Annotated in this window: 16 protein-coding genes; 12 read left to right on the top strand and 4 right to left on the bottom strand. The window is 72.2% G+C overall.

Features of this window, described 5'->3' with window-relative positions:
- Positions 1-79 precede the first annotated feature (79 nt).
- The 5 genes from ACGFNV_RS42820 to ACGFNV_RS42800 all read left to right on the top strand — a co-directional run bounded on the left by ACGFNV_RS42820 (position 80) and on the right by ACGFNV_RS42800 (position 9,776).
- Positions 80-2,335, top strand: coding sequence for a CDP-glycerol glycerophosphotransferase family protein (locus ACGFNV_RS42820; RefSeq protein WP_393630637.1), 2,256 nt, complete (start codon positions 80-82; stop codon positions 2,333-2,335).
- Between the two features lie 117 nt (positions 2,336-2,452).
- Complete coding sequence (locus tag ACGFNV_RS42815; protein ID WP_393630635.1) at positions 2,453-4,657, top strand: CDP-glycerol glycerophosphotransferase family protein; 2,205 nt, start codon at positions 2,453-2,455, stop codon at positions 4,655-4,657.
- An 8-nt stretch (positions 4,658-4,665) separates the two neighbouring features.
- On the top strand, positions 4,666-6,888 hold the full coding sequence (locus ACGFNV_RS42810) for a CDP-glycerol glycerophosphotransferase family protein (RefSeq protein WP_393630634.1): 2,223 nt from the start codon (positions 4,666-4,668) through the stop codon (positions 6,886-6,888).
- On the top strand, positions 6,885-8,150 hold the full coding sequence (locus ACGFNV_RS42805; RefSeq protein WP_393630632.1) for a hypothetical protein: 1,266 nt from the start codon (positions 6,885-6,887) through the stop codon (positions 8,148-8,150). The genes ACGFNV_RS42810 and ACGFNV_RS42805 overlap by 4 nt, the downstream gene beginning before the upstream one ends.
- 72 nt (positions 8,151-8,222) lie before the next feature.
- A complete protein-coding gene (locus ACGFNV_RS42800) occupies positions 8,223-9,776 on the top strand; it encodes a hypothetical protein (RefSeq protein WP_393630630.1) in 1,554 nt (517 codons plus the stop codon).
- Between the two features lie 91 nt (positions 9,777-9,867).
- Here ACGFNV_RS42800 and ACGFNV_RS42795 read toward each other — a convergent pair whose 3' ends face one another.
- A complete protein-coding gene (locus ACGFNV_RS42795; RefSeq protein ID WP_393630628.1) occupies positions 9,868-10,281 on the bottom strand; it encodes an organic hydroperoxide resistance protein in 414 nt (137 codons plus the stop codon).
- Between the two features lie 120 nt (positions 10,282-10,401).
- Between ACGFNV_RS42795 and ACGFNV_RS42790 the strand changes: the two genes are divergently transcribed.
- The 3 genes from ACGFNV_RS42790 to ACGFNV_RS42780 all read left to right on the top strand — a co-directional run bounded on the left by ACGFNV_RS42790 (position 10,402) and on the right by ACGFNV_RS42780 (position 12,916).
- Positions 10,402-10,890 (top strand): MarR family winged helix-turn-helix transcriptional regulator, encoded by a 489-nt coding sequence (locus ACGFNV_RS42790; RefSeq protein ID WP_393630627.1) that lies wholly within the window; start codon positions 10,402-10,404, stop codon positions 10,888-10,890.
- 84 nt (positions 10,891-10,974) lie between these two features.
- Positions 10,975-11,955, top strand: a complete 981-nt coding sequence (gene galE / locus ACGFNV_RS42785) for a UDP-glucose 4-epimerase GalE (RefSeq protein ID WP_393630625.1) — start codon at positions 10,975-10,977, stop codon at positions 11,953-11,955.
- A gap of 22 nt (positions 11,956-11,977) precedes the next feature.
- On the top strand, positions 11,978-12,916 hold the full coding sequence (locus ACGFNV_RS42780) for an ADP-ribosylglycohydrolase family protein (protein ID WP_393630624.1): 939 nt from the start codon (positions 11,978-11,980) through the stop codon (positions 12,914-12,916).
- 36 nt (positions 12,917-12,952) lie between these two features.
- On the opposite strand, the gene ACGFNV_RS42775 is transcribed toward ACGFNV_RS42780, so the two are convergent.
- Together ACGFNV_RS42775 and ACGFNV_RS42770 are read right to left on the bottom strand one after the other, a co-directional pair.
- The gene (locus ACGFNV_RS42775) at positions 12,953-13,597 is read right to left on the bottom strand and encodes a response regulator (RefSeq protein ID WP_393630623.1); all 645 of its coding nucleotides are present in this window, start codon (positions 13,595-13,597) and stop codon (positions 12,953-12,955) included.
- Between the two features lie 103 nt (positions 13,598-13,700).
- Entirely contained in the window at positions 13,701-14,339 is a 639-nt protein-coding gene (locus ACGFNV_RS42770; RefSeq protein WP_393630621.1) for a TetR/AcrR family transcriptional regulator, read from the bottom strand.
- Between the two features lie 196 nt (positions 14,340-14,535).
- Here ACGFNV_RS42770 and ACGFNV_RS42765 point away from each other — a divergent pair, with 196 nt between their 5' ends.
- From ACGFNV_RS42765 to ACGFNV_RS42750, 4 genes are all read left to right on the top strand, one after another.
- A complete protein-coding gene (locus ACGFNV_RS42765) occupies positions 14,536-15,447 on the top strand; it encodes an ABC transporter permease (protein WP_393630619.1) in 912 nt (303 codons plus the stop codon).
- Positions 15,440-16,249, top strand: coding sequence for an ABC transporter ATP-binding protein (locus tag ACGFNV_RS42760; RefSeq protein ID WP_393630617.1), 810 nt, complete (start codon positions 15,440-15,442; stop codon positions 16,247-16,249). The genes ACGFNV_RS42765 and ACGFNV_RS42760 overlap by 8 nt, the downstream gene beginning before the upstream one ends.
- 154 nt (positions 16,250-16,403) lie before the next feature.
- Positions 16,404-18,611 (top strand): CDP-glycerol glycerophosphotransferase family protein, encoded by a 2,208-nt coding sequence (locus ACGFNV_RS42755; RefSeq protein WP_393630615.1) that lies wholly within the window; start codon positions 16,404-16,406, stop codon positions 18,609-18,611.
- Complete coding sequence (locus ACGFNV_RS42750; RefSeq protein ID WP_393630613.1) at positions 18,608-20,293, top strand: glycosyltransferase family 2 protein; 1,686 nt, start codon at positions 18,608-18,610, stop codon at positions 20,291-20,293. Before ACGFNV_RS42755 ends, ACGFNV_RS42750 begins: the two co-directional genes overlap by 4 nt.
- 25 nt (positions 20,294-20,318) lie before the next feature.
- Here ACGFNV_RS42750 and ACGFNV_RS42745 read toward each other — a convergent pair whose 3' ends face one another.
- Positions 20,319-21,038, bottom strand: coding sequence for an HAD family hydrolase (locus ACGFNV_RS42745; protein WP_393630611.1), 720 nt, complete (start codon positions 21,036-21,038; stop codon positions 20,319-20,321).
- Positions 21,039-21,350: the final 312 nt, after the last annotated feature.

Here is a 21,350-nt window from a genome sequence, read left to right as displayed (position 1 = left end):
TATGCCGTACCGAACCGTAACCAATTCACTCCATTGGCCGTTCCCGGGCAGAACGCCCGCGCCGACCCATGGATGTCCCTTGCCCAGGTTCAGTGTCATCGTCCCCGCGTACAAGGTTCAGGCGTACCTGCACGAGTGCCTCGAATCGGTGCTCTCCCAGTCGTTCCCCGATCTGGAACTGATCGCGGTCGACGACTGCTCGCCGGACGCCTGCGGCGAGATCATCGACGAGTTCGCCGCCCGCGACCCGCGGGTGAAGGCGCTGCACCTGCCGGAGAACCGGGGCCTGGGCCGTGCCCGCAACGCCGGGATGGAGCAGGCGAGGGGCGACTACCTGCTCTTCCTGGACTCCGACGACACCCTCACCCCCGACGCGCTGTTCGCCATCTCCGACCGGCTGAAGGAGACCGGCGAACCGGACGTCCTGCTCTTCGACTACGCGCGCACGTATTGCTCCGGCGAGACGGTCCGCAACAAGGTCGCCCGGCAGCTCACCGAGGAGGGTCCGGCCCCGTTCCGTCTGGAGGACCGCCCGGGTCTGCTGCGGGTGCTGATGGTGGCCTGGAACAAGGCGTACCGGCGGGACTTCGTCGAGCGCGAGGGCCTCACCTTCCCGCCCGGCTACTACGAGGACACGCCCTGGACGTACCCGGCCCTGATGGCCGCGGAGTCCCTCGCCACCCTGGACCGGGTCTGCGTGCACTACCGCCAGCGCCGGCAGGGCAACATCCTCGGCACCACCAGCCGTCGGCACTTCGACGTGTTCGAGCAGTACGACCGGGTCTTCGCGTTCGTCGCCGAGCGCCCCGAACTCGCCCGCTGGCGGCCGGTGCTGTTCCGCCGGATGGTCGACCACTTCACGACGATCTTCACCCGGCGGGACCGGCTCCCGCGCGGCACCCGCGCCGAGTTCCTGCGCAAGGCCCGCGCCCACTACCGCCGTTACCGCGTCCCGGGCGCCCCCGTCCCCCTGCGCGCCCGGCTGCGCCACACCCTGGTCCGCCTGGGCCTGCACCGCACGTACCGCGCCCTGCAACTGGCCCTTGCGCTGCGCCGCCGCACCCGCCGGCGCGCCGCCGGGCTCGCCCGGTCCCTGAAGGCGGCCCTCCTCCAGCTCCACTACCGACTCCAGCTCCGCCTTCCCGTGCGCGCCGACCGCGCCGTCTTCGCCGCCTACTGGGGCCGCGGCCACGGCTGCAACCCGGGCGCCCTGGAGCAGGCACTGCGCATCCACGCCCCGCAGGTGCGCACGGCGTGGATCGCGCGTCCCGAGTACCAGGACACGGTCCCCGAGGGCACCCGCCGGCTGACCCCGGGCTCGGCCGCGTATTGGACGGCGCTCGCCCGCTCCAAGTACCTGGTGAACAACGTCAACTTCGACCGCAGGCTGGTCAAGCGCCCCGGCCAGGTCTTCGTCCAGACCCAGCACGGCACACCCCTCAAGCACATGGGTCTGGACCTGCGCGAACACCCGGCGGCCGCCCGTGACATGGACTTCGCGGAGCTGCTGCGGGGCGTCGACAAGTGGGACTACGTCCTGTCCGCCAACCGCCACACCACCCTGACCTGGGAGCGCGTCTATCCCGGCGGCTACACCACGCTCCCCTACGGCTGCCCGCGCAACGACGTCTTCCAGCGGGCCACCTCTGCGGACGTGACCCGGCTGCGCGCGTCGCTCGGCATCCCGCCGGACGCGATCGCGATCCTGTACGCGCCGACCCACCGCGACTACCGCCGCACCCAGCGCAGCCCCCTCGACCCGGAGCGGATCCTGCGCCGCCTCGGCCCGCGCTTCGTGATCCTGGCCCGCGCCCACTACTGGCACGGCGGCCCCCTCGGCCCGAGCGACCGCGTCATCGACGTCACCGACCACCCGAGCGTCGAGTCGCTCTGCCTGGCCTCGGACGCCCTGGTCACCGACTACTCGTCGATCATGTTCGACTACGCCAACCTCGACCGGCCGATCGTCCTGCACACCGAGGACTGGGAGGCGTACGACGCGGCCCGCGGCACCTACTTCGACCCGCGCTCCTTCCCGCCGGGCGCGATCGCGCGCAGCGAGGACGAGCTGATCGACATCTTCGCCACCGGTCACTGGCGCGGCTCCCGCTCGGCCCAGCTGCGGGCCGCGTTCCGGGAGCGGTTCTGCCCGTACGACGACGGACGCGCCGCCGAGCGGGTCGTACGGCGTGTCGTGCTGGGCGAGACGGAGGTGCTGCCCGTCGTGCCGCTCGCCGAGCGCCACCCGGTGCCGTCGGCGGCGGCCGCTGCCGCCTCCCGGCCCGCCGCCGTGCCGCAACCCGCGGGCTCCGTGCCCGTCACCGACCGCCGCTGAACGCCGTTCTCCCTCGGGGGAGTTCACCCCTCACGGCCTTCCGGGTGTGCACCCCCACCGGCCTGAGAGCACCGCACCCGGCCCGGGCGACACCGGGCCGACAACAGAAAGAGCAGAATGCCCCGCTTCAGCATCATCGTCCCGTCCCACGGGGTGGCAGGTCGGCTGTCCCTGGCGCTGGACTCCGTCCTCGCCCAGTCCTTCGGCGACTTCGAGCTGATCCCGGTGTGCGACGCGCCCGACTCCCCCGCGGCCGGCGTCGCCTCCGGGTGCGCGGAGCGGGACTCACGGGTGGCGCCGGTGCACTCACCGCCGTCGGCCGGTCTCGCCGGGGCGCGCAACACCGGGATGCGGGCGGCGACCGGTGCGTACCTGCTGTTCCTCGACGGCGACGACGTCCTCGCGCCGGGCGCGCTCGCGGCGCTGGACGCACGGCTGAGAGAGACCGACGGCGTGGACGTCCTGTACTTCGAGCACGAGCGCACCCCCTGGTGGGAGGGCGACCCCACCAACCCGGCCGCACCCCTGCTGGCCAAGGCGCCGAAGGACGCCTTCGCCCCCGACCGGGCCCCGCAGATCACCGGCGTGCGGCTCCCGGCCTGGAGCGCGGCCTACCGCAGGACGTTCCTCGCCGAGCGCGGACTGGTCTTCCCCGACGGGCACTTCACGGACGTCGGCTTCGGCGGCCTGGTCACCGTCGCGGCCGAGCGGGTGGCGGTGCTGCGCCGGGTCGTCGTACGGCATCTGCTGCGCAGGCAGGGCAGTCGGCTGAACCTGCCCGGCGAGCACCACGCGGAACTGCTCGACCAGATCGAGCTGGTGCTCACCAGCGCCGCCGAGGAGGGGCTGTCGGTGGAGCGCCTCGGCCCGCTGTTCGAGCAGCTGTTCGCCGCCGTGCTCAAGACGGCCGCCCACCCCCGGCGGCTGCCGCCGCGCCACCGCCGCGCCTTCTTCCGCCGGGCGGGCAAGCTGTACCGGCGTCACCGCCCCGCCGGTTTCCGGGCGCCCGGCGGCAGCCTGCGGGTGCAGCACCAGCTGCTGTCGACGGGGGCGTACGCGGCGTTCCGCGCGCTGCGCGGCGCCAACCAGGCGGCGACGCTGGCTGTCGAGCGGGTGCCCCGACCCCATCTGCTGCGCACCCGTCTGCACTACCGGCGCCACCTCGGCCGCCGCCTCGACGCGAACCTCGCCGTGTACTGCGCCTACTGGGGCCGCGGCTACGCCTGCAACCCGGCCGCGATCCACGCCAAGGCCCGCGAACTCGCCCCGCACATCCGCTCGGTGTTCCTGGTCGAGCCCGACCAGGCGCACACCGTGCCGAAGGACGTCGACCACGCGGTGATCGGCAGCCGCCGCTACTGGGAGGTCCTGGCCCGCGCCACGTACCTGGTGAACAACGCCAACTTCGCGGAGGGCGTGGTCAAGCGCGAGGGCAGCGTCCATGTGCAGACCCAGCACGGCACCCCGTTGAAGAAGATGGGCGTCGACCAGTCGACGTACCCGGTGGTGGCGGCCGCGACCGGCAGCTTCGCCAAGCTGCTCGGCCGGGTGGACCGCTGGGACTACAACCTCTCCTCCAACAGCCACTCCTCCCGCATGTGGGAGCGCGCCTTCCCCGGCTCCTACGAGCAGCTGGAGTACGGCTATCCACGCAACGACGTCTACTACACGGCGACCGCCGACGACGTGGCCCGCGTCCGCGAGGAGCTGGGCGTCCCCGAGGGCAAGACCGCCGTCCTGTACGCGCCCACCCACCGCGACCACCTCACCGGCTTCGACTCCGGCCTCGACCTGGAGGCGTTCTGCGAGGCGGCCGGCGAGGACGTCGTCGTCCTGCTGCGCGCCCACTACTTCTACGACCGGGGCGGCAGCACGAGCAGCGGCCGGGTCATCGACGTCACCGGGCACCGCTCGTCGGAGGACGTCTGCCTGGCCGCCGACGCGCTGGTCACCGACTACTCGTCGATCATGTTCGACTACGCCAACCTCGACCGGCCGATCGTCGTGTACGCCGACGACTGGGAGGTCTACCAGGAGACCCGGGGCGTCTACTTCGACCTCCTCCAGGCACCGCCGGGCCCGGTGGCCCGCACGCCCCAGGAGCTGGCCCGGGTGTTCCGCGACGGCTCGTACGCGGGGCCGGAGTCGGCATGCCTGCGGGCCGCGTTCCGTGAGCGGTTCTGCCAGTTCGACGACGGCCGGGCCGCCGAGCGCGTCGTGCGCCGGGTGCTGCTCGGCGAGCCGCCCGAGGCGATCGAGCCCGTGCTCCCGCTCGCGGAGCGCGTCCCGGCCCCCGCCGCCTGTCCCCTCGTAAGGAGCTGACGTCCGCAGTGCCCCGCTTCAGCATCATCGTCCCCTGTTTCAAGGTCCAGGGCTTCCTGGCCGAGTGCCTCGACTCGGTCCTGGAGCAGTCGTACCGGGACATCGAGGTGATCGCCGTCGACGACTGCTCGCCGGACGGCTGCGGCGCGATCCTCGACGAGTACGCGGCCCGCGACCCGCGCGTGAAGGCGCTGCACCTGCCGGAGAACGCCGGCCTCGGCCGCGCCCGCAACGCCGGGATGCCGCACGCGACCGGCGACTACCTCTTCTTCCTCGACAGCGACGACACCCTCACGCCGGGCGCGCTGCGCGCGATGGCCGACCGTCTCGACGAGACCTCGGACCCGGACGTGCTGGTCTTCGACTACGCGCGCACCTACTGGTGGGGCGGCACCCGGCGCAACGTGCTCGCACACGTGCTGGCCCAGGCCGGGGACGGCACCTTCACGGTGGACGAGCACCCCGAGATCCTCGACCTGCTGATGGTGGTGTGGAACAAGGTCTACCGCCGCGAGTTCGTGCGGGAGGGCGGCTTCGAGTTCCCGCCGGGCTACTACGAGGACACGCCCTGGACGTTCCCGGTCATGCTCAGTGCCGGGCGGATCGCGGCCCTGGACCGGATCTGCCTGAACTACCGGCAGCGCCGCCAGGGCAACATCCTGTCCACCACCAGCCGCAAGCACTTCGACATCCACGACCAGTACGAGCGGGTCTTCGCGTTCGTCGACTCCCGCCCGGAGCTGGCGAGCTGGCGGCCCTACCTGCACCGCAAGATGGGCGAGCACTGTCTCGACATCCTCGCCAAGCCGGACCGGCTGCCCCCGAAGGACAAGGGCGAGTTCTTCCGCCGTACGGCCGAGATGTTCCGCACCCACAAGCCGGCCGACGCGACCGTGGACGGCGAACTGCGACTGTTGGAGGGCGGTTACCCGGCCTATGTGCTGAGGCGGCAGGCCGGACGGGCCGCCGGGGAGGCGGAGCGCCGGGCGCTGCTGGTGCGCAAGGCGGCGGCCGGACGGGTCAAGCGCGGCTACGCGGCCGCGCACGCCCGCCGCTCCCTCGACCCGGACCTCGCCGTGTACTCGGCGTTCTCGCACCGCGGAGTGCTCGGCGATCCCGCGGCCGTCTACCGCAAGGCGCGGGAGATCGCGCCGCACCTCCGCGGGGTGTGGGTGGTCCGGAGCGAGGAGGAGGCGGCCGAGCTGCCCGACGGGGTCGAATACGTGCTCCTCGACTCGCTGCCCTACCGCCGGGTCACCGCGCGGGCCACGTTCTTCGTCAACAACGTCAACTGGCCGGGCACCCTGGTCAAGCGCCCCGGCAGTGTCCACATCCACACCCACCAGGGCACCCCGCTGAAGTACATGGCGGCCGACCTGCTGGCCAAGCCCGGCGCCCGGCACGGTGTCGACGTGCCGCAGATGCTGCGCCGCGCCGACCGCTGGGACTACAGCCTGGTCGCCAACCGCCACTCCGAGCTGGTGTGGGAGCGGGCCTACCCGTGCCACTTCACGTCCGCGCGGACCGGCAGCCCCCGCAACGACGTCCTGGTGGGCGCCCGCCCGGAGGACGGCGCCGCGTTCCGGGAGCGGCACGGCATCCCGGCGGACCACACGGTCGTGCTGTACGCGCCGACCCGCCGTGAGTACCGGCGCGGCGGTCATGTCGACCGCGTCGACCTGGCCCGGTTCGCGGCGGACCTCGGCGAGGACCACACCCTCGTCGTGCGTCTGCACCCCTCGCTCGCCACCGGCCCGGCGCGCGGCCTCGGGCTCGCCGATCTGCACCGGCGCGGGGTGCTGGTCGACGCGACGGACGAACTGCACGTCGAGGACGTCATGCTCGCCTCCGACGTGCTGGTCACCGACTACTCGGCCCTGATGTTCGACTACGCCAACCTGGACCGGCCGATCGTGGTCCACGCCGACGACTGGCCGGCGTACACGGCGAGCCGGGGCGCCTACTTCGACGTCACCGCCGAGCCGCCCGGCCATGTCTCCCGCTCCTACCGGGAGCTGGCGTGGCTGCTGGCCTCCGGGAGCTGGTGTGACGAGGAGTCGACGCGGCTGCGGGCCTCCTTCCGGACGCGGTTCTGCGAGTTCGACGACGGCCGGGCCGCCGAGCGGGTCGTACGGACGCTGATGCTGGGCGAGTCCATGCCGTCGCCGGCGCCCGTGGTGAGGGTGCCCGGCCCCGCCACCGGTCACGACGTGCTCACACGCTCGTCGTGAGACCCCGCGCCTGGGTGCTCGTCCTGGCCGGTGTGTTCGCGCTGCTCCAGCTCGCGAACGTCACCGGCCGGGACACTCCCGACACCAAGAACTACCTGTCGTACGCCCTCAGCCTGCGCGGCGAGAGCAAGCGGGAGGCGGCCGCCGCCACCATCGACTACGCCTGCGCGGGCAAGGCGGCGATCGCGGCCCGCAACCAGACAGTGGACGTGGTGCGTTTCCACCGTCCCGACCCCACCGAGCGGGTCATGGCGGAGTGCCGGGCCGCGGAGTGGCGGAACGTGCAGGCGCGGCTGCGGGCCGGGCAGACCGGCGGGCACACCGTGCCGTTCATGTCGGAGCGGTTCATGCGGATCTTCGAGGCGCGGCCGGGCTATCCGGTGTTCCTCGTGCCGTTCGTCACCATGTTCGGTGTGACGTGGGGGGTGTGGGCGGCGAGCGTGGTGGTCACGGTCGCGGGCGGGGTGCTGGCGTTCCTGGTGCTGCGCACCCTGCGGGCACCGCTGCCCCTGGCGCTGACCGGGCAGGCCCTGTTCTACGTCCTGCCGTGCGGGACGACCGCCATGCGCCCGATGACCGAGGGCCTGCTGCTGACGCTGACCCTGGCGGCGGTGTGGGGCTGTGCGCTGGCCCTGGACGGCCGGGTGCGGGTGGGGGTCTGGCTGGTGGGCGGCTCGCTGGCGGCGCTGTTCACCGTCAAGCACTCGCAGGCGCTGTTCCTCGGGGCGTGCCTGGCGGTGGCGGGCGCGGCGGTCGCCGTCCACCGGAGGCGGCGGTCCGCTGCCTGCCCCGGAGCGGTCGCGGTCGCGGTCTCGGGGTGCTGCGGCGTCCTCGGGACGCTGCTCCTGGCGAGGGCGCTGCACTACCCGTCCGAGTCGGAGAGCCTCCAGGACCTGCTCACCGCCCACTTCGCCCGCCCGGACCGATCCCGGCCGTGGCCTGAGTTCCTGCACCTCCAGGCCGACTTCTGGGTGGAGTGGCTGCGGCGGCAGGCGTGGGAGCCGCTGTTCGCCGCCCTGCTGGCGGCGGGGGGCTGGGGGGCGCTCAGGCGGCGGGCGTTCGGCGCGTTCCTGCTCGCGGCGGCGTTCACGGGGATCCTCACCCAGGCCGGGCACCCCGACATCAACATCTGGGGCGGGCGGCTGATCGTGCTGGCGTGGCTGCTGCCGGTGCTGGGGGTGCCGCTGCTGCTGGAGCCGGCGGTGGGCGGGCGGGTGCCGCTGCCGTCGCAGGACTCCGGGCGGGCTCACTCGATGAGGTGATGCGCGACAGAGCCGTTGACCCCGAGGGGATATACGGCCAATGCCCCCTACGCGCGCTTCTGTGCTCCTCCGATGAGCACCGGCGTCCTGACCCCACGGCCGGTGCGCGGTGCCACGGCGCTGCGCGGCGGGCGTGTCTGGCGTCCGACCCCGTACCAGATCGCCGGTTTCCTGTTCTGGCTGGTGCTGTCGCTGGCGTACTGGCGGGTGCCGCTGTGCTGCGACGCCGGCCAGCACGCGGCGGTCGTGGAGCGCCTCAAGGCGCATCTGCTCCGTCCGCGCCATCCGATGGCCGACCTGCCGGGCGCGGGCAGCCCGTACTACTCGCCGTACGCCGTCGCGCAGGGCGCGTTCGCCCGGCTGACCGGTCTGTCGGGCTGGGAGGTGGTGCGGCTCTCCGGTCCTTGCAACCTGCTGGTGCTGCTGACCGGCGTCAACCGTTTCGTGCGGGTGCTGACGCCCCGGCCGTGGGCGCCCGTCCTCGCACTGGCCGCGATGACGCTGCTGTGGGGCACCGAGCGGGCCTGGTGGAGCGGCTACCTCGGGCTGATGTCGATGACCGGCAACCTCGCCTACCCGTCGACCTTCGCGATCGGACTCGCCTTCTGGGCCTGGGCACTGACGGGGTCCCGGGCGCGGGACACGCGCCGGGTGCGGTACGTGGGACCGAGCGGCCTGCGTGGTCTCACCGGGTACGGGGTGCTGGGCGGCCTGTACGGGGTGGTGCTGCTGATCCACCCGATCACGGCGGTGGCGGCGGCGCTGGGCGGTGCGGCCTTCGTCGCCGGATGGCAGCGGGGGTGGTGCCCGGCACTGGTGGGCCGGTGGGCGCTGGCGGGGGCGGCGGCGCTGGCGGTCGCGTGGAGCTGGCCGTACTTCGACGTGTTCGAACTCGCCGGGGACGGCAGCGTCGACGCGATGCACCGGCGGCTGTACCGGGACCTCGCCGGGCACTTCTGGCTGGCGCTGCTCGGCCTGCCGGCGCTGTGGCTGCGGTGGCGCCGCGCGTCCCGCGACCCACTGGTGCTGATGTTCACCCTGGACTGCCTGGTCGTGGGGTACGGCTGGGTCAGCGGCCACTACACCTACGGCAGGATCCTCGGACTGACCCTGGTGCCGCCGCAGTTCGCGCTGGCCGTGGAGCTGGCGGCGCCCCGCCCCTGGGGGCTGGGCCGGAAGGCCCTGTGCGCGGTCGCGGCGGCGGGGGCCTGCCTGGGCTTCCTCACCGTGCAGGCGGGGGCGGTCGTACCGCGTTCACTCGATCCCGTCGGCTTCGAGCAGCCGCCGCGCTGGCCGACGTACGACTGGGCCGCGCGGTACATCGGGCCCGGCGAGGCCGTGATCACCGACGGCTACTACGCCGTCCACGCGATCGCGGGCCACGGCATCGACCTCGCCGCGCCCGCCTGGCCCGACCCGGCCCTGGACGAGCGGGAGCGGCTACGACGCCTCAAGGACGTCCGCGCCTACCTCTCCCCGGAGTCGACCCGCGCCGAGCGCACGGCCGTCGCCCGCCGCTACCACGTGCGCTGGCTGTTGCTGACGCGCTGGCATCCGGTGCCCGAGGAGGCGGTGGTGGTGGCGTGGAGCGGACGGACGGGGGAGGTGCTGGCGCGGGTCGGGTGAAGACCGGTGATCGTCCCTGGGGCTGACTGGTGATCGCCCCTGGGGTCGACCGGTGATCGTTCCTGGGGTCGACCGGGTTTCGCTTCTGGGGTTACTCGACGACGAGGTCGACCTCGATGTTGCCGCGGGTGGCGTTGGAGTAGGGGCAGACCTGGTGGGCCTGCTCGACCAGCTTGCGGCCGGTCTCCTGGTCCAGGGTGTCGGGCAGCTCGACGCGGAGGGTGACCTTGAGGCCGAAGCCCTCGCCCTGCTTGCCTATGCCGACCTCGGCGGTGACGGCGGCGTCGCTGACGTCGACCTTGGCCTGACGGCCGACGAGGCCGAGGGCGCTGCCGAAACAGGCGGCGTAACCGGCGGCGAACAGCTGCTCCGGGTTGGTGCCCTGCCCGTTGCCGCCGAGCTCCACCGGCATGGCCAGCGCGAGGTCGATCTTGCCGTCGGAGGAAACGGCACGGCCCTCACGGCCGTGGGTGGCGGTGGCGACAGCGGTGTAGAGCGCGTCCATGGAAAACCATCCCTCTCAGGTCACGTTCCGGCGGCCCGGTCCGGCCGCCGCACGACGACAAGTAGAGCACACAATTCAATTGGGTACAACTAAATGGCCCACTGGAGCTATCCTGGAGGCATGACATCGACGACACCGACACCCACCGCCGAGGAGAACTGGCTCCGACTCGACCGCCAGATCTGCTTCTCCCTGCACGCCGCCTCGCGCGCCTTCAACGGTGTCTACCGGGTGATCCTCAAGGACCTCGGGCTGACCTATCCGCAGTACCTCGTGATGCTCGTCCTCTGGGAGCAGGACAACCTGCCCGTCAAGAAGCTCGGCGAACATCTGCGCCTCGACTCCGGCACGCTCTCCCCGCTGCTCAAGCGCCTGGAGGCGGCCGGCCTCGTACGCCGCGAGCGCAGCGCCCGCGACGAGCGCTCCGTGGAGGTACGGCTGACCGAGGAGGGCGCCGCCCTGCGCGAGCGCGCGCTCCAGGTACCGCGCCGCATCCTCGCCGCGACCGGCTTCGAGTTCGACGAGATCCGCGAACTGCGCGAGCGGCTCGACCAGCTCACGGGGGCCCTGGACTCGGCGGCACTGGAGGAGACACCCGGCTGCTCGTAGTTACCCGGGCGATCGGTGACCGCCTGCTTCACTGGTGACTCAACCCGCACATTCGCGGGCGAACCGACGAGGGGACGGTCGCACATGACCTGGCTCATCACCGGCGGCGCCGGATACATCGGGGCGCATGTCGTCCGCGCGATGACCGAGGCGGGCGAGCGGGTGGTGGTGTACGACGACCTGTCGACGGGGGTCGCCGAGCGGGTGCCGGAGGGCGTGCCGCTGGTGGTGGGCTCGACGCTCGACGGGGAGCGAGTGGCCGGCGCGCTCGCCGCGCACACCGTCACCGGCGTCGTCCATCTGGCGGCGAAGAAGCAGGTCGGGGAGTCGGTGGAACGGCCCCTGCACTACTACCGGGAGAACGTGGAGGGCCTGCGCGTCCTGCTCGACGCGGTCACGGCGGCCGGGGTCCCGTCCTTCGTGTTCTCCTCGTCCGCGGCGGTCTACGGCATGCCGGACGTCGACCTCGTCACGGAGGAGACACCGTGCGAGCCGATGTCGCCCTACGGCGAGACCAAGCTGGCCGGTGAATGGCTGGTCCGGGCGACCGGACGGGCCACCGGCCTGTCCACGGCCTGCCTGCGCTACTTCAACGTGGCGGGCGCGGCGACGCCGGAGCTGGCGGACACCGGCGTCTACAACCTCATTCCCATGATCTTCGAGCGGCTGACCCAGGACACTCCCCCGCGCATCTTCGGCGACGACTACCCCACCCCCGACGGCACCTGCGTCCGCGACTACATCCACGTCGTCGACCTGGCCGAGGCCCACGTGGCCACCGCCCGCGCCCTCCGGACCTCCCCCGGCCAGGACCTCACCCTCAACATCGGCCGCGGGGAGGGCGTCTCGGTCCGCGAGATGCTCGACCTCATCAACGCCATCACCGGCTACGACCTCCCCCCGACCATCACCCCACGCCGCCCCGGCGACCCGCCCCGCGTGGTCGCCTCCGCCGACCGCATCACCACCCACCTCGACTGGAAACCCAGACACGACGTCCAGGACATGATCACCTCGGCGTGGGAGGGCTGGGTACGACTGCATCCGGAGGCGGCGCGGTCGTAGGTCCCTCTCGTAGGCTGCGGAGGTGACCGCCCCCTCCCGCCTCTCACGCGCCATCGGCACCGTCGTCGGCTCCGCCGTGGGCGACGCTCTGGGCGCGCCCTTCGAGTTCGGTCCCGAGGGCGCCTTCTCGGCCCGCTTCCCGCACCCCGGCCACGGCGACGAGATGTGCGGGGGCGGCGGCTGGGACCCGGGTGAGGCGACCGACGACACGCAGATGGCCGTACTCGTGGGAGAGTCCCTGCTGGCGTGCGACGGCCTGGTACCGCCGGACGTGTTCCGCCGGTTCCGACGCTGGGCCGCCGCCGACCCGAAGGACATCGGCCTGCAGACGGAGGCGGTGCTGGGCAGCGGGGACCCGTGGGACATGGCCGCGTCCCTGCATTTCCAGACCAGCGGGCGGGCGGCGGGCAACGGGTCGTTGATGCGGGCCGCGACCTCCGCCGTGTATTTCGCGCGCCGGGGGCGGGAGGTCACGATGGACGCGGCCCGCCGTATCGCCGCGCTGACGCACGGGGACCGGGCGGCCTGGGAGGGCACCGCGGTCCTCCACGAACTGGTGCGCGTCGCCCTGGACGGCGTCGACCCGCTGACCGCGGTCCAGGAGACGCTGGCCGAGGTCCACCCCGGCCACCGGGAACGGTACGCGGTCGTCCTCGCCCCCGACTGGCACCCCGACCTGGCGACGGAGTTCAACGGCGCGATCTGGCCCTGCCTCGGCTCCGCCGTCTGGGCCGTACGCACCACGTCCACCTACGAGGACGCCGTCCGCGCCGCCGTCGACCTCGGCGGCGACACCGACACCGTCGCCGCCGTCACCGGCGCCCTCGCCGGCGCCGTACATGGCATCGACGCCCTACCGCCGCGCTGGACCGACCCCCTGCACGTGCCGTTGCCCGGTTTCGGCGGGCGGGTGTTGCGGGTGGCGGAGCTGGTCGGGCTGGCCGAGCAGTTGAACGGCTGAGACAGGTTCGCCTGGCTCGCGCCGGGACGGGAGTGGCTACGTGTTGCTCAGGTACGCCAGCACGGCGAGCACACGGCGGTGGCCGGTGTCGCCGGGGGGCAGTCCCAGTTTCAGGAAGATGTTGCCGATGTGTTTGCTGACGGCGCGTTCGGTGACGACGAGGGCCTTGGCGATGGTGGTGTTGTCGTGGCCCTCGGCCATCAGCGCCAGCACCTCCCGCTCGCGCGGGGTCAGCGAGTCCAGTGGTGAGTCGCGGCGGCGCGTCATCAGCTCGGTGACGACCTCCGGGTCGAGGGCGGTGCCGCCGGAGGCGACCCGGTCCAGGGCGTCGAGGAACTCGTCGACCCGGCCGACGCGGTCCTTGAGCAGGTAGCCGACTCCGCTCGCCCCGCCGCCGAGCAGCTCCGCGGCGTACGACTCCTCCACGTACTGCGAGAGCACGAGCACCGGCAGCCCCGGCAGCCGCTCGCGTGCGGCGAGTGCGGCACGCAGTCCCTCGTCGCGGAAGCCCGGTGGCATCCGTACGTCGAGCACGGCGGCGTCGGGCCGGTGCTCCACAAGCGCGGGGAGGATCTCGGGGCCGCTGCCGGCGGCGGCCACGACCTGGTGCCCCGCCGATGTCAGCAGCAGGACCAGGCCCTCTCTGAGCAGGGCGTTGTCCTCGGCGATCACAACTCTCACGACGCTGCCACCTCGACTCCGGTCACCATGCTCACGCCACTGCCGCGCGGCGGACGCGGCCCAACCGTCTCACGGCACCCCGAGCCCGGCTCACGGGCACGGCTCACAGCGCCTTGATCGCCCCCGCCGTCGCCCGCGCCAGCGCGCCCAGGTACTCCTTCGGCAGCTTCGGGCTGCGGATCACCACCGACCGCCAGTAGAGCGGCCCCGAGATCAGGTCGAGGGCCAGCTCCCGGTCGAGGCCCGCGCGGACCTCGCCCCGCTGCTCCGCCGCCACCACGATGCTGCTCGCGACACCGTCCTGCCCCTGCCGCAGAGCCTTCTGCACGGCCTCGTGGATCTCGGGGTTGCGGGCCGCCTCGGCCTGGAGGTCGGGGAGGATCTGCGACGCCACCGGATGGCGCAGCGCGCGTGACGTCACCTCGTACAGCAGCCGCAGGTCGCCCTCCAGCGAGCCCGTGTCCGGCGCGGGCAGCCCCTGCACGGCGAGCGCCGAGACGACGTCGAGGACGAGGTGCAGCTTGGAGCGCCAGCGCCGGTACACCGCGGTCTTGCCGACGCCGGCGCGGCGGGCGATGCCCTCGATGGACATCCGGGCGTAGCCGACGGCCGCGAGCTCCTCGAAGACGGCCGCGCGGATGGCTTCCGTCACGTCCTCGCGCAGGACGGCCGCCCCGGCGGGGGCCCGGCGGCGGGGACGCGTCTGGGGCCCGTCGGCGTTCGTCGTCATGCGCACCAGCATAGAGCGTTGCGACGATACGGACCCGTCGCTTCGTGGTGCACGTCACGACGAAACGGTTGCGTTCCGACGCCCGATCGGCCTACGCTCACGTTGCGACGATACGGTCCCGTCCCGACGTAAGAAAACGTAAAGAGAAGCGTAAGAAAACGCCGGGCGACCGCCCCCGCACCCCTCCCCCCGAGCGAAAGCAGCGGATGTGAGCCAGGTTCTCGACACACCGCCCCTGACACCGCCCCCGGCCGGCGACCTCTCGGCCCTGGCCGCCCGCCACGGCCTGACGGTCAGCGGCGCCCGCCCCTCCCTGCGCGAGTACGTCCGCCAGCTGTGGGCCCGGCGCCACTTCATCGGCGCGTTCGCCACCGCCAAGCTCACCGCCCAGTACAGCCAGGCGAAGCTGGGCCAGGTCTGGCAGGTGATGACCCCCCTGCTGAACGCGGCCGTGTACTACTTCATCTTCGGCGTGCTGCTGGGCACCAAGCACGGGGTGCCGGACTACATCCCGTTCCTGGTGACGGGCGTGTTCATCTGGACGTTCACGCAGAGCTCGATCATGGCGGGCACCCGCGCCATCTCCGGCAACCTGGGCCTGGTCCGGGCGCTGCACTTCCCCCGGGCCGCACTGCCGATCTCCTTCTGCCTCCAGCAGCTCCAGCAGCTGCTGTTCTCGATGGCCGCCCTGATCGTCATCCTGCTCTGCTTCGGCGTGCCGGTGAGTGTGTCCTGGGTGCTGGCGCTGCCCGCGCTGGTGCTGCAGTTCACCTTCAACGCGGGCGTCTCGATGATCATGGCGCGCTGGGGTGCGAAGACCCCCGACATCGCCCAGCTGATGCCGTTCGTCCTGCGCACCTGGATGTACGTGTCGGGCGTCATGTGGAGCATCGACAAGCTGACCGCCAAGGACCACCTGCCGCACGTGGTGTCGGTCCTGCTGTCGGCCAACCCGGCCGCCGTCTACATCGACCTGATGCGCTTCTCGCTCATCGACAGCTTCCACGCGAGCCAGCTGCCGCCCCACGTGTGGCCGGTCGCGACCGGCTGGGCGCTGCTCGCCGGCGTCGGCGGCTTCATCTACTTCTGGAAGGCTGAGGAGACGTACGGCCGTGGCTGACATCGCAAGCTCCACCGTCCCCACCGTCGTCGTGGACGGCGTCGACATCGTCTACCGGGTCAACGGCACCGGCGCGGGGCGCGGCTCCGCGACCGCCGCCCTCAACCGCATGCTGCGCCGCGAGAAAGCGGAGAAGGCGGCGGGCGTGCGCAAGGTGCACGCCGTCAAGAACGTCTCCTTCGTCGCGTACAGGGGCGAGGCCATCGGCCTGATCGGCACCAACGGCTCCGGCAAGTCGACCCTGCTGAAGGCGGTCGCCGGGCTGCTCCCCGTGGAGAACGGCAGGATCTACACCGACGGCCAGCCCTCCCTCCTCGGCGTGAACGCCGCCCTGATGAGCGACCTGACCGGCGAGCGCAACGTCTACCTCGGCGGCCTGGCCATGGGGATGTCCCGCGAGCAGGTCAAGGAGCGCTACCAGGGCATCGTCGACTTCTCCGGCATCAACGAGAAGGGCGACTTCATCACGCTGCCGATGCGGACGTACTCCTCCGGCATGGCCGCCCGCCTGCGCTTCTCCATCGCCGCCGCCAAGGACCACGACGTCCTGCTCATCGACGAGGCCCTGGCCACCGGCGACCGCTCCTTCCAGAAGCGCTCGGAGGAACGCATCCGCGAGCTGCGCCAGCACGCGGGCACGGTGTTCCTGGTGAGCCACAACAACAAGTCGATCCGCGACACCTGCGACCGCGTCCTGTGGCTGGAACGCGGCGAGCTGCGCATGGACGGGCCGACGGAGGACGTCCTGGAGGAGTACGAGGCGTTCACGGGGGCCACGGACAAGAGGCCGAAGGCGGCGTAGGGCCCGGAACACGGCGTAAGGCGACACGCAGCCCGGCCGGCCCAACCATACTTATCCGTTTCGCCCCCTTGATGCCACCATGTCCAGAAGGGTGCGCTCGAAAGATCGCACCCCAGGATGCCCCGGCGGCCACGAGGCGAAGGAGTCCCCCACGATGCCCGAGCTCAGCGTCATCGTCCACGGACCCAACACCCAGGGGCATCTGACCGGTCTGCTCGACTCGCTGGCCGCCCAGCCCCTCCCGGGCGTCGAGGTGATCGTGGCCGCGGTCGGCGACTGGGCGCGGGAGACCGCGCAGCGGCACACCCCCGAGATGCTGGTGCTGCCCCTGCCGGACGGCACGACCGCGGCCGAGTCCCGGGCGGCGGGCGCCGCGCGCGCGACCGGCCGCTGGCTGCACTTCGTCCACTCCAAGGACGGACTGCCCGCGGGCGCCCCGCACGCGGTCGCCGAACGTGCCGCGGAACTCCCGGACACCGTGGACGTCCTGCTGTTCGACCACGTCCGCTCCACCTGGGAGACCACCGCGGCCCCCTCCCCCGACGGCCGTCTCCTCGCCCGCGCGGGCCGCACCGACCGCACTCTCGCCGACACCCCGCACCTGCTCCGCCTGACCCCGCTCCTCGGCAACCGGGCCGTACGCGCCGAGTTCTGGCGGGCCCACCAGGAGGAACTCAGCACGGACGACGAGGCGTTCGCCGCCCACGCCGTCCTCCTGCGCGCCGACCGGATCGGCTGCCTCGACCAGGTCGCCCACGAACACCGCCGGCTGCGCCCCGAGAGCCTCCCCCCGGCCGCCCCCGAGGACCACTACGCCCTCGTCGACCGCTACGAGACCCTGCTCCCCCTGGCCAAGGACCGCCCCGCCGCCCACGGCGTCCTCTACGACGTGATGGTCCAGGACTGCCTGCGCACCTTCGCCCGCACACCGCTGCCCGAGACGGTGGCGCGGGAGTTCTTCCGCCGGTCGTCCGTGGCGGCCCTGCGCCACCGCCCGGAGAACCACCGCCGCCCGGCCGGCCTGGAGGGCGTACGGCGTGCACTGCTGGAAGAGGACGCCTACACCAAGTACCGGGCCTTCCAGGCCGCCAACCGCACCCGCCGCGCCGCCCGGGCCGCCGTACGGACCCGTAAGCGGCAGGTCCGCACGAAGGTCCGCGCGCACCAGTACCGCAGGGCGCTCGACCGCCCGGTCAACCCGCACCTGGCGGTCTTCGCCGCCTACTGGAACCGCGGAGTCGCCTGCAACCCGGCCGCGATCGCCGACAAGCTCACCGAACTGGCCCCGTGGATCCACCCGGTGTGGGTGGTGACCTCGCAGAACGCGGCGCTCCTGCCGCCCGGCACGGACCATGTCGTCCCCGGCACGCGCCGCTACTGGGAGGTCCTGGCCACCGCGAAGTACCTGGTCAACAACGTCAACTTCGCCAACGCCGTGGTGAAACGCCCGGACGCCGTCCACGTCCAGACCCACCACGGCACCCCGCTCAAGCGCATGGGCCTGGACCAGATGCACTTCCCGGCCGCCGCCCAGGGCCTGGACTTCGACGCCCTGCTGGCACGCATCGACAAGTGGGACTACAGCGTCTCCGCCAACAGCCACTCCACCCGCATGTGGGAGCGCGCCTACCCGTCCCGGTTCGTCTCCCTCGACCACGGCTATCCGCGCAACGACGCCTACTACACCGCGACCGCCGCCGACGTCCTCGCGGTCCGCGCCCGCCTGGGCATCCCCCCGGGCCGCCGCGCCCTCCTCTACGCGCCCACCCACCGCGACTACGAGGCCGGCTGGACCCCACGCCTCGACCTCGCCGCACTCGCCGACCGCCTGGGCGAGGACACGGTCCTCCTGGTCCGCGGCCACTACTTCTACGGCGCCACCGCCTCCCCCCTCGCCGGCCTGCGCCGCACCGGCCGGGTCGTCGACGTGTCGTCGTACACGCCGGTCGAGGAGCTCGCCCTCGCCGCGGACGCGCTGATCACGGACTACTCGTCCATCATGTTCGACTACGCCAACCTCGACCGCCCGATCGTCGTCTACGCCGACGACTGGGAGACGTACGCCACCACCCGCGGCGTCTACTTCGACCTCCCGGCCGAACCGCCGGGCCAGGTCGCCCGCACCCAGGAGGAGCTGACGGAGATCCTCACCTCCGGCGCCTGGCGGGACGAGAGCGCGGGCAAGGCGCGGGCGGCGTTCCGCCGGCGCTTCTGCGAGTACGACGACGGACGCGCCGCCGAACGGGTCGTGCGCCGGGTCTTCCTCGGCACGCCCGAGGAGTCACTGCCCCCGGTGCTCCCCCTCGACGAGCGCACCCCGGCACCCAGCCCGGAGGAGGCGGAAGGGGCGAGCGGCGCATGAACACTCCCGACACGACTCCCGGCACGAAGCCCGACGTGACGGTCACGGTGATCGCCTACAACGACGCCGAGCGCCTCCCGAGGGCCGTCGCCTCCGTGCGCCGCCAGACGCACCGCAACATCGAGATCATCATCAGCGACGACCACTCGACCGACGACACCCCGCTGGTGGCACGGCGGTTGGCGGCCCAGGACCCCCGTGTCCGCCACCTCCGCCTGCCGCACAACAGCGGCGGCTGCGGCGCCCCGCGCAACCGCGCGCTGGAGTCCGCCCGGGCGCCGTACCTGATGTTCCTCGACAGCGACGACGAACTGACGGACAACGCGGTGGAGTTACTGCTGGCCGCCCACCGCGAGCGGGAGATCGACTTCGCGATGGGCGCGGTGCAGCACATCCGCGAGGACACCGGCAACCGCTCGACCTGGATGCCCCACCTGGTCGCCGAGCGCCGCACCCTCGACGGCATCGAGGCCGACCCCCGCCTGCTCTTCGAGCACCTGGCGACGAGCAAGATGTACACACGCGCCTTCCTCGACCGCCACGACCTGCGCTTTCCCGAGGACATCCACTACGAGGACCAGCTGTTCAGCGCGCGGGCGTACTGCCTGGCGAAGTCGTTCACGATCGTCCCGGAGCCGGTGTACCGCTGGTACACCACCCCGTACGCGGCCTCCGAAGCGACGTCCATCTCCAACTCGCGCCACAAGCTGACGAACGTCCGCGACCGTGTCCACGTGCAACGGCTCATCGACGCCTTCCTCGCCGAGAGCGGGCACGAGTCGCTGCGCGAGGACAAGGACTACAAGTTCCTCAAGCACGACTTCCGCATGTACGCGGGGGACCTGCCGCACCGCGACGAGGAGTGGCTGGCCGCGTTCGCCGAGATCGTGACCCCGTATCTGGCGACACTCGCTCCGGGCGCGTACGCCCGCCTGCCGCGCGCGGAACGCGTCGTCCTCCAACTGGTCCGCGACAACCGTCTGTCCGAGGCCCGCCTGGCGGCCCGCGGTATCGCCCACGGCGCGGCCCCGAGGCAGATCACGACCGACGCCGAGGGCCACGCGTACTGGGGCGACCGCGTCCCGGAGTCCGACTGGTCCCGCCGCGAGCTCGACCTGTCCGACCTGGCCCTGTACACCTGCCCCTTCCCCCGGACCCGCTTCCGCCACGAGATCACCGACATCACCCGCGGCCCGGGCGCCTCGGTCGACCTCACCATCCGCACCTACGACCCCGCCCTGCGCCTCCCCGTGGGCCCGCAGCGCGCCTCCCTCCTCCTCTCCCCCGGCCGGCGCCGCCTCACCGTCCCCTTCTGCCTCTCACCGGTCCGCCCCGGCCTCTTCGAGGGCCACGTCCACCTCGACCTGGCAGCGGCCCCCTTGCCCTTGCACGGCTTCCACGGCACCCGCCACCCCGTCGTACGCGTCCACCACCAGGGCCTGTCCCACACCGCCCTCCTCCTGGCCCCCCTGACCTTCCCGGCGTTCACCGCCCGCGTCGACTACCGCAACGGCGCGGCTCCCCACCGCCTCACCGTCGAACCCGAACCCCGAGGCCCCGGCCGCCTCCAGATCCGCTGGCAGCCCATCGGCCTGACGGCCCTGATCCGCCCGTTGGTACGCAGGGCGGCCCGCCCCAGGGTGAGACGCGCGGTGCGGCTGGTGTCGAGCGTGCTGAGGTGAATGCCAGTCCGGCCGCCGGTGGAGTTCAGTGGGCGAGGGCGTCTGGGAGTTCGTCGAGGGAGTGGATGACGCGGATGCCGTGGTTGGTGGCTTTGCCGGAGCCGGCGTTCGCCCGGTCGAGCCAGTAGGCGTGCAGCCCTGCGTCGTGGGCCCCCACGGCGTCGAGTGCGTACTTGTCTCCGACGTAGGCCACTTCGTGTGGTGGAAGGCCGAGGGATGTGCAGCCTGCGAGGAAGATGCTCGGTGCGGGCTTTGCTGCGCCGTGCTGGTCGGAGCAGATCAGCGTGTTGTCGAAGTATGGCAGCAGGCCGATGGCGTGGAGTTTGTCGCGTTGGTGGTCGGTGGATGAGTTGGAGACGATCCCGAGGCGGTAGTCGGGTGCGAGTTCTCTGATGACGGGCTCGGCGTCGGGGAAGGCTGCCCAGGCGGCGTTGCGGTGGACCTCGTATGCGGCGAACCAGGCGGAGGCTTCGTGGTCCGCCATGGCGGAGGTGTCCTGTCCGATGTGGGAGAGGAATTGGCGGGTGCGTTCGCGCCGCTGCTCAGTGAAGGTGAGCTCTCCGTCGAGGAAGCGTGCGTACTGTGTCTCCATGATCTTCCGCCAGAGTGCGAGTGCCGTGGCGGGGTCGGGGAACTTGTCGAGCAGCCGTTGCGCCTGCAAGTGGGCGAGCACTCCGGCTTCCTCTGAGGTCGAGTAGTCGAACAGGGTGTCGTCCACGTCGAAAAGCACACCCTGGACCGGCATGAGATCGTCCCTTCTGGCCTGGCGGGAACTGCTTTCGGCATGGGCGAGCATCCCACGAGTGTCGCGGCGGTGGAGTCAGTCGCCGACCACCAGCATCCGGATGGATTCCAGCTGTTCGTAGGACATCAGGTGGGCCTCGACCACGACCAGGACGGGAGTGCGTCCGCCTCCTCGCGTTCGGACAGCAGGCCCTGCCGGTCCGGACGGTCAGCCGCGAGCCCAGGTGGGCCGGGGGCTGCCCGAAGGCGTTCACGATCTGCTCGTGGATGCCGCGGACCCCGATCACCGGGTTCGGGATCAGCCCGTCCGGCG

This window comes from Streptomyces sp. NPDC048751 (genome assembly GCF_043198595.1).
Classification (GTDB): Bacteria; Actinomycetota; Actinomycetes; order Streptomycetales; family Streptomycetaceae; genus Streptomyces.
Note: the sequence above shows the minus strand (reverse complement) of the source record. Positions and strands in the feature narration are given on the sequence as shown.

Bases quoted from the DNA above. Each gene is read 5' to 3' on its own strand.
- ACGFNV_RS42815 (WP_393630635.1), top strand. From the start codon at position 2,453: ATGCCCCGCTTCAGCATCATCGTCCCGTCCCACGGGGTGGCAGGTCGG.
- ACGFNV_RS42800 (WP_393630630.1), top strand. From the start codon at position 8,223: ATGAGCACCGGCGTCCTGACCCCACGGCCGGTGCGCGGTGCCACGGCG.
- ACGFNV_RS42795 (WP_393630628.1), bottom strand. From the start codon at position 10,281: ATGGACGCGCTCTACACCGCTGTCGCCACCGCCACCCACGGCCGTGAG.
- ACGFNV_RS42790 (WP_393630627.1), top strand. From the start codon at position 10,402: ATGACATCGACGACACCGACACCCACCGCCGAGGAGAACTGGCTCCGA.
- galE (WP_393630625.1), top strand. From the start codon at position 10,975: ATGACCTGGCTCATCACCGGCGGCGCCGGATACATCGGGGCGCATGTC.
- ACGFNV_RS42770 (WP_393630621.1), bottom strand. From the start codon at position 14,339: ATGCTGGTGCGCATGACGACGAACGCCGACGGGCCCCAGACGCGTCCC.
- ACGFNV_RS42755 (WP_393630615.1), top strand. From the start codon at position 16,404: ATGCCCGAGCTCAGCGTCATCGTCCACGGACCCAACACCCAGGGGCAT.
- ACGFNV_RS42750 (WP_393630613.1), top strand. From the start codon at position 18,608: ATGAACACTCCCGACACGACTCCCGGCACGAAGCCCGACGTGACGGTC.
- ACGFNV_RS42745 (WP_393630611.1), bottom strand. From the start codon at position 21,038: ATGCCGGTCCAGGGTGTGCTTTTCGACGTGGACGACACCCTGTTCGAC.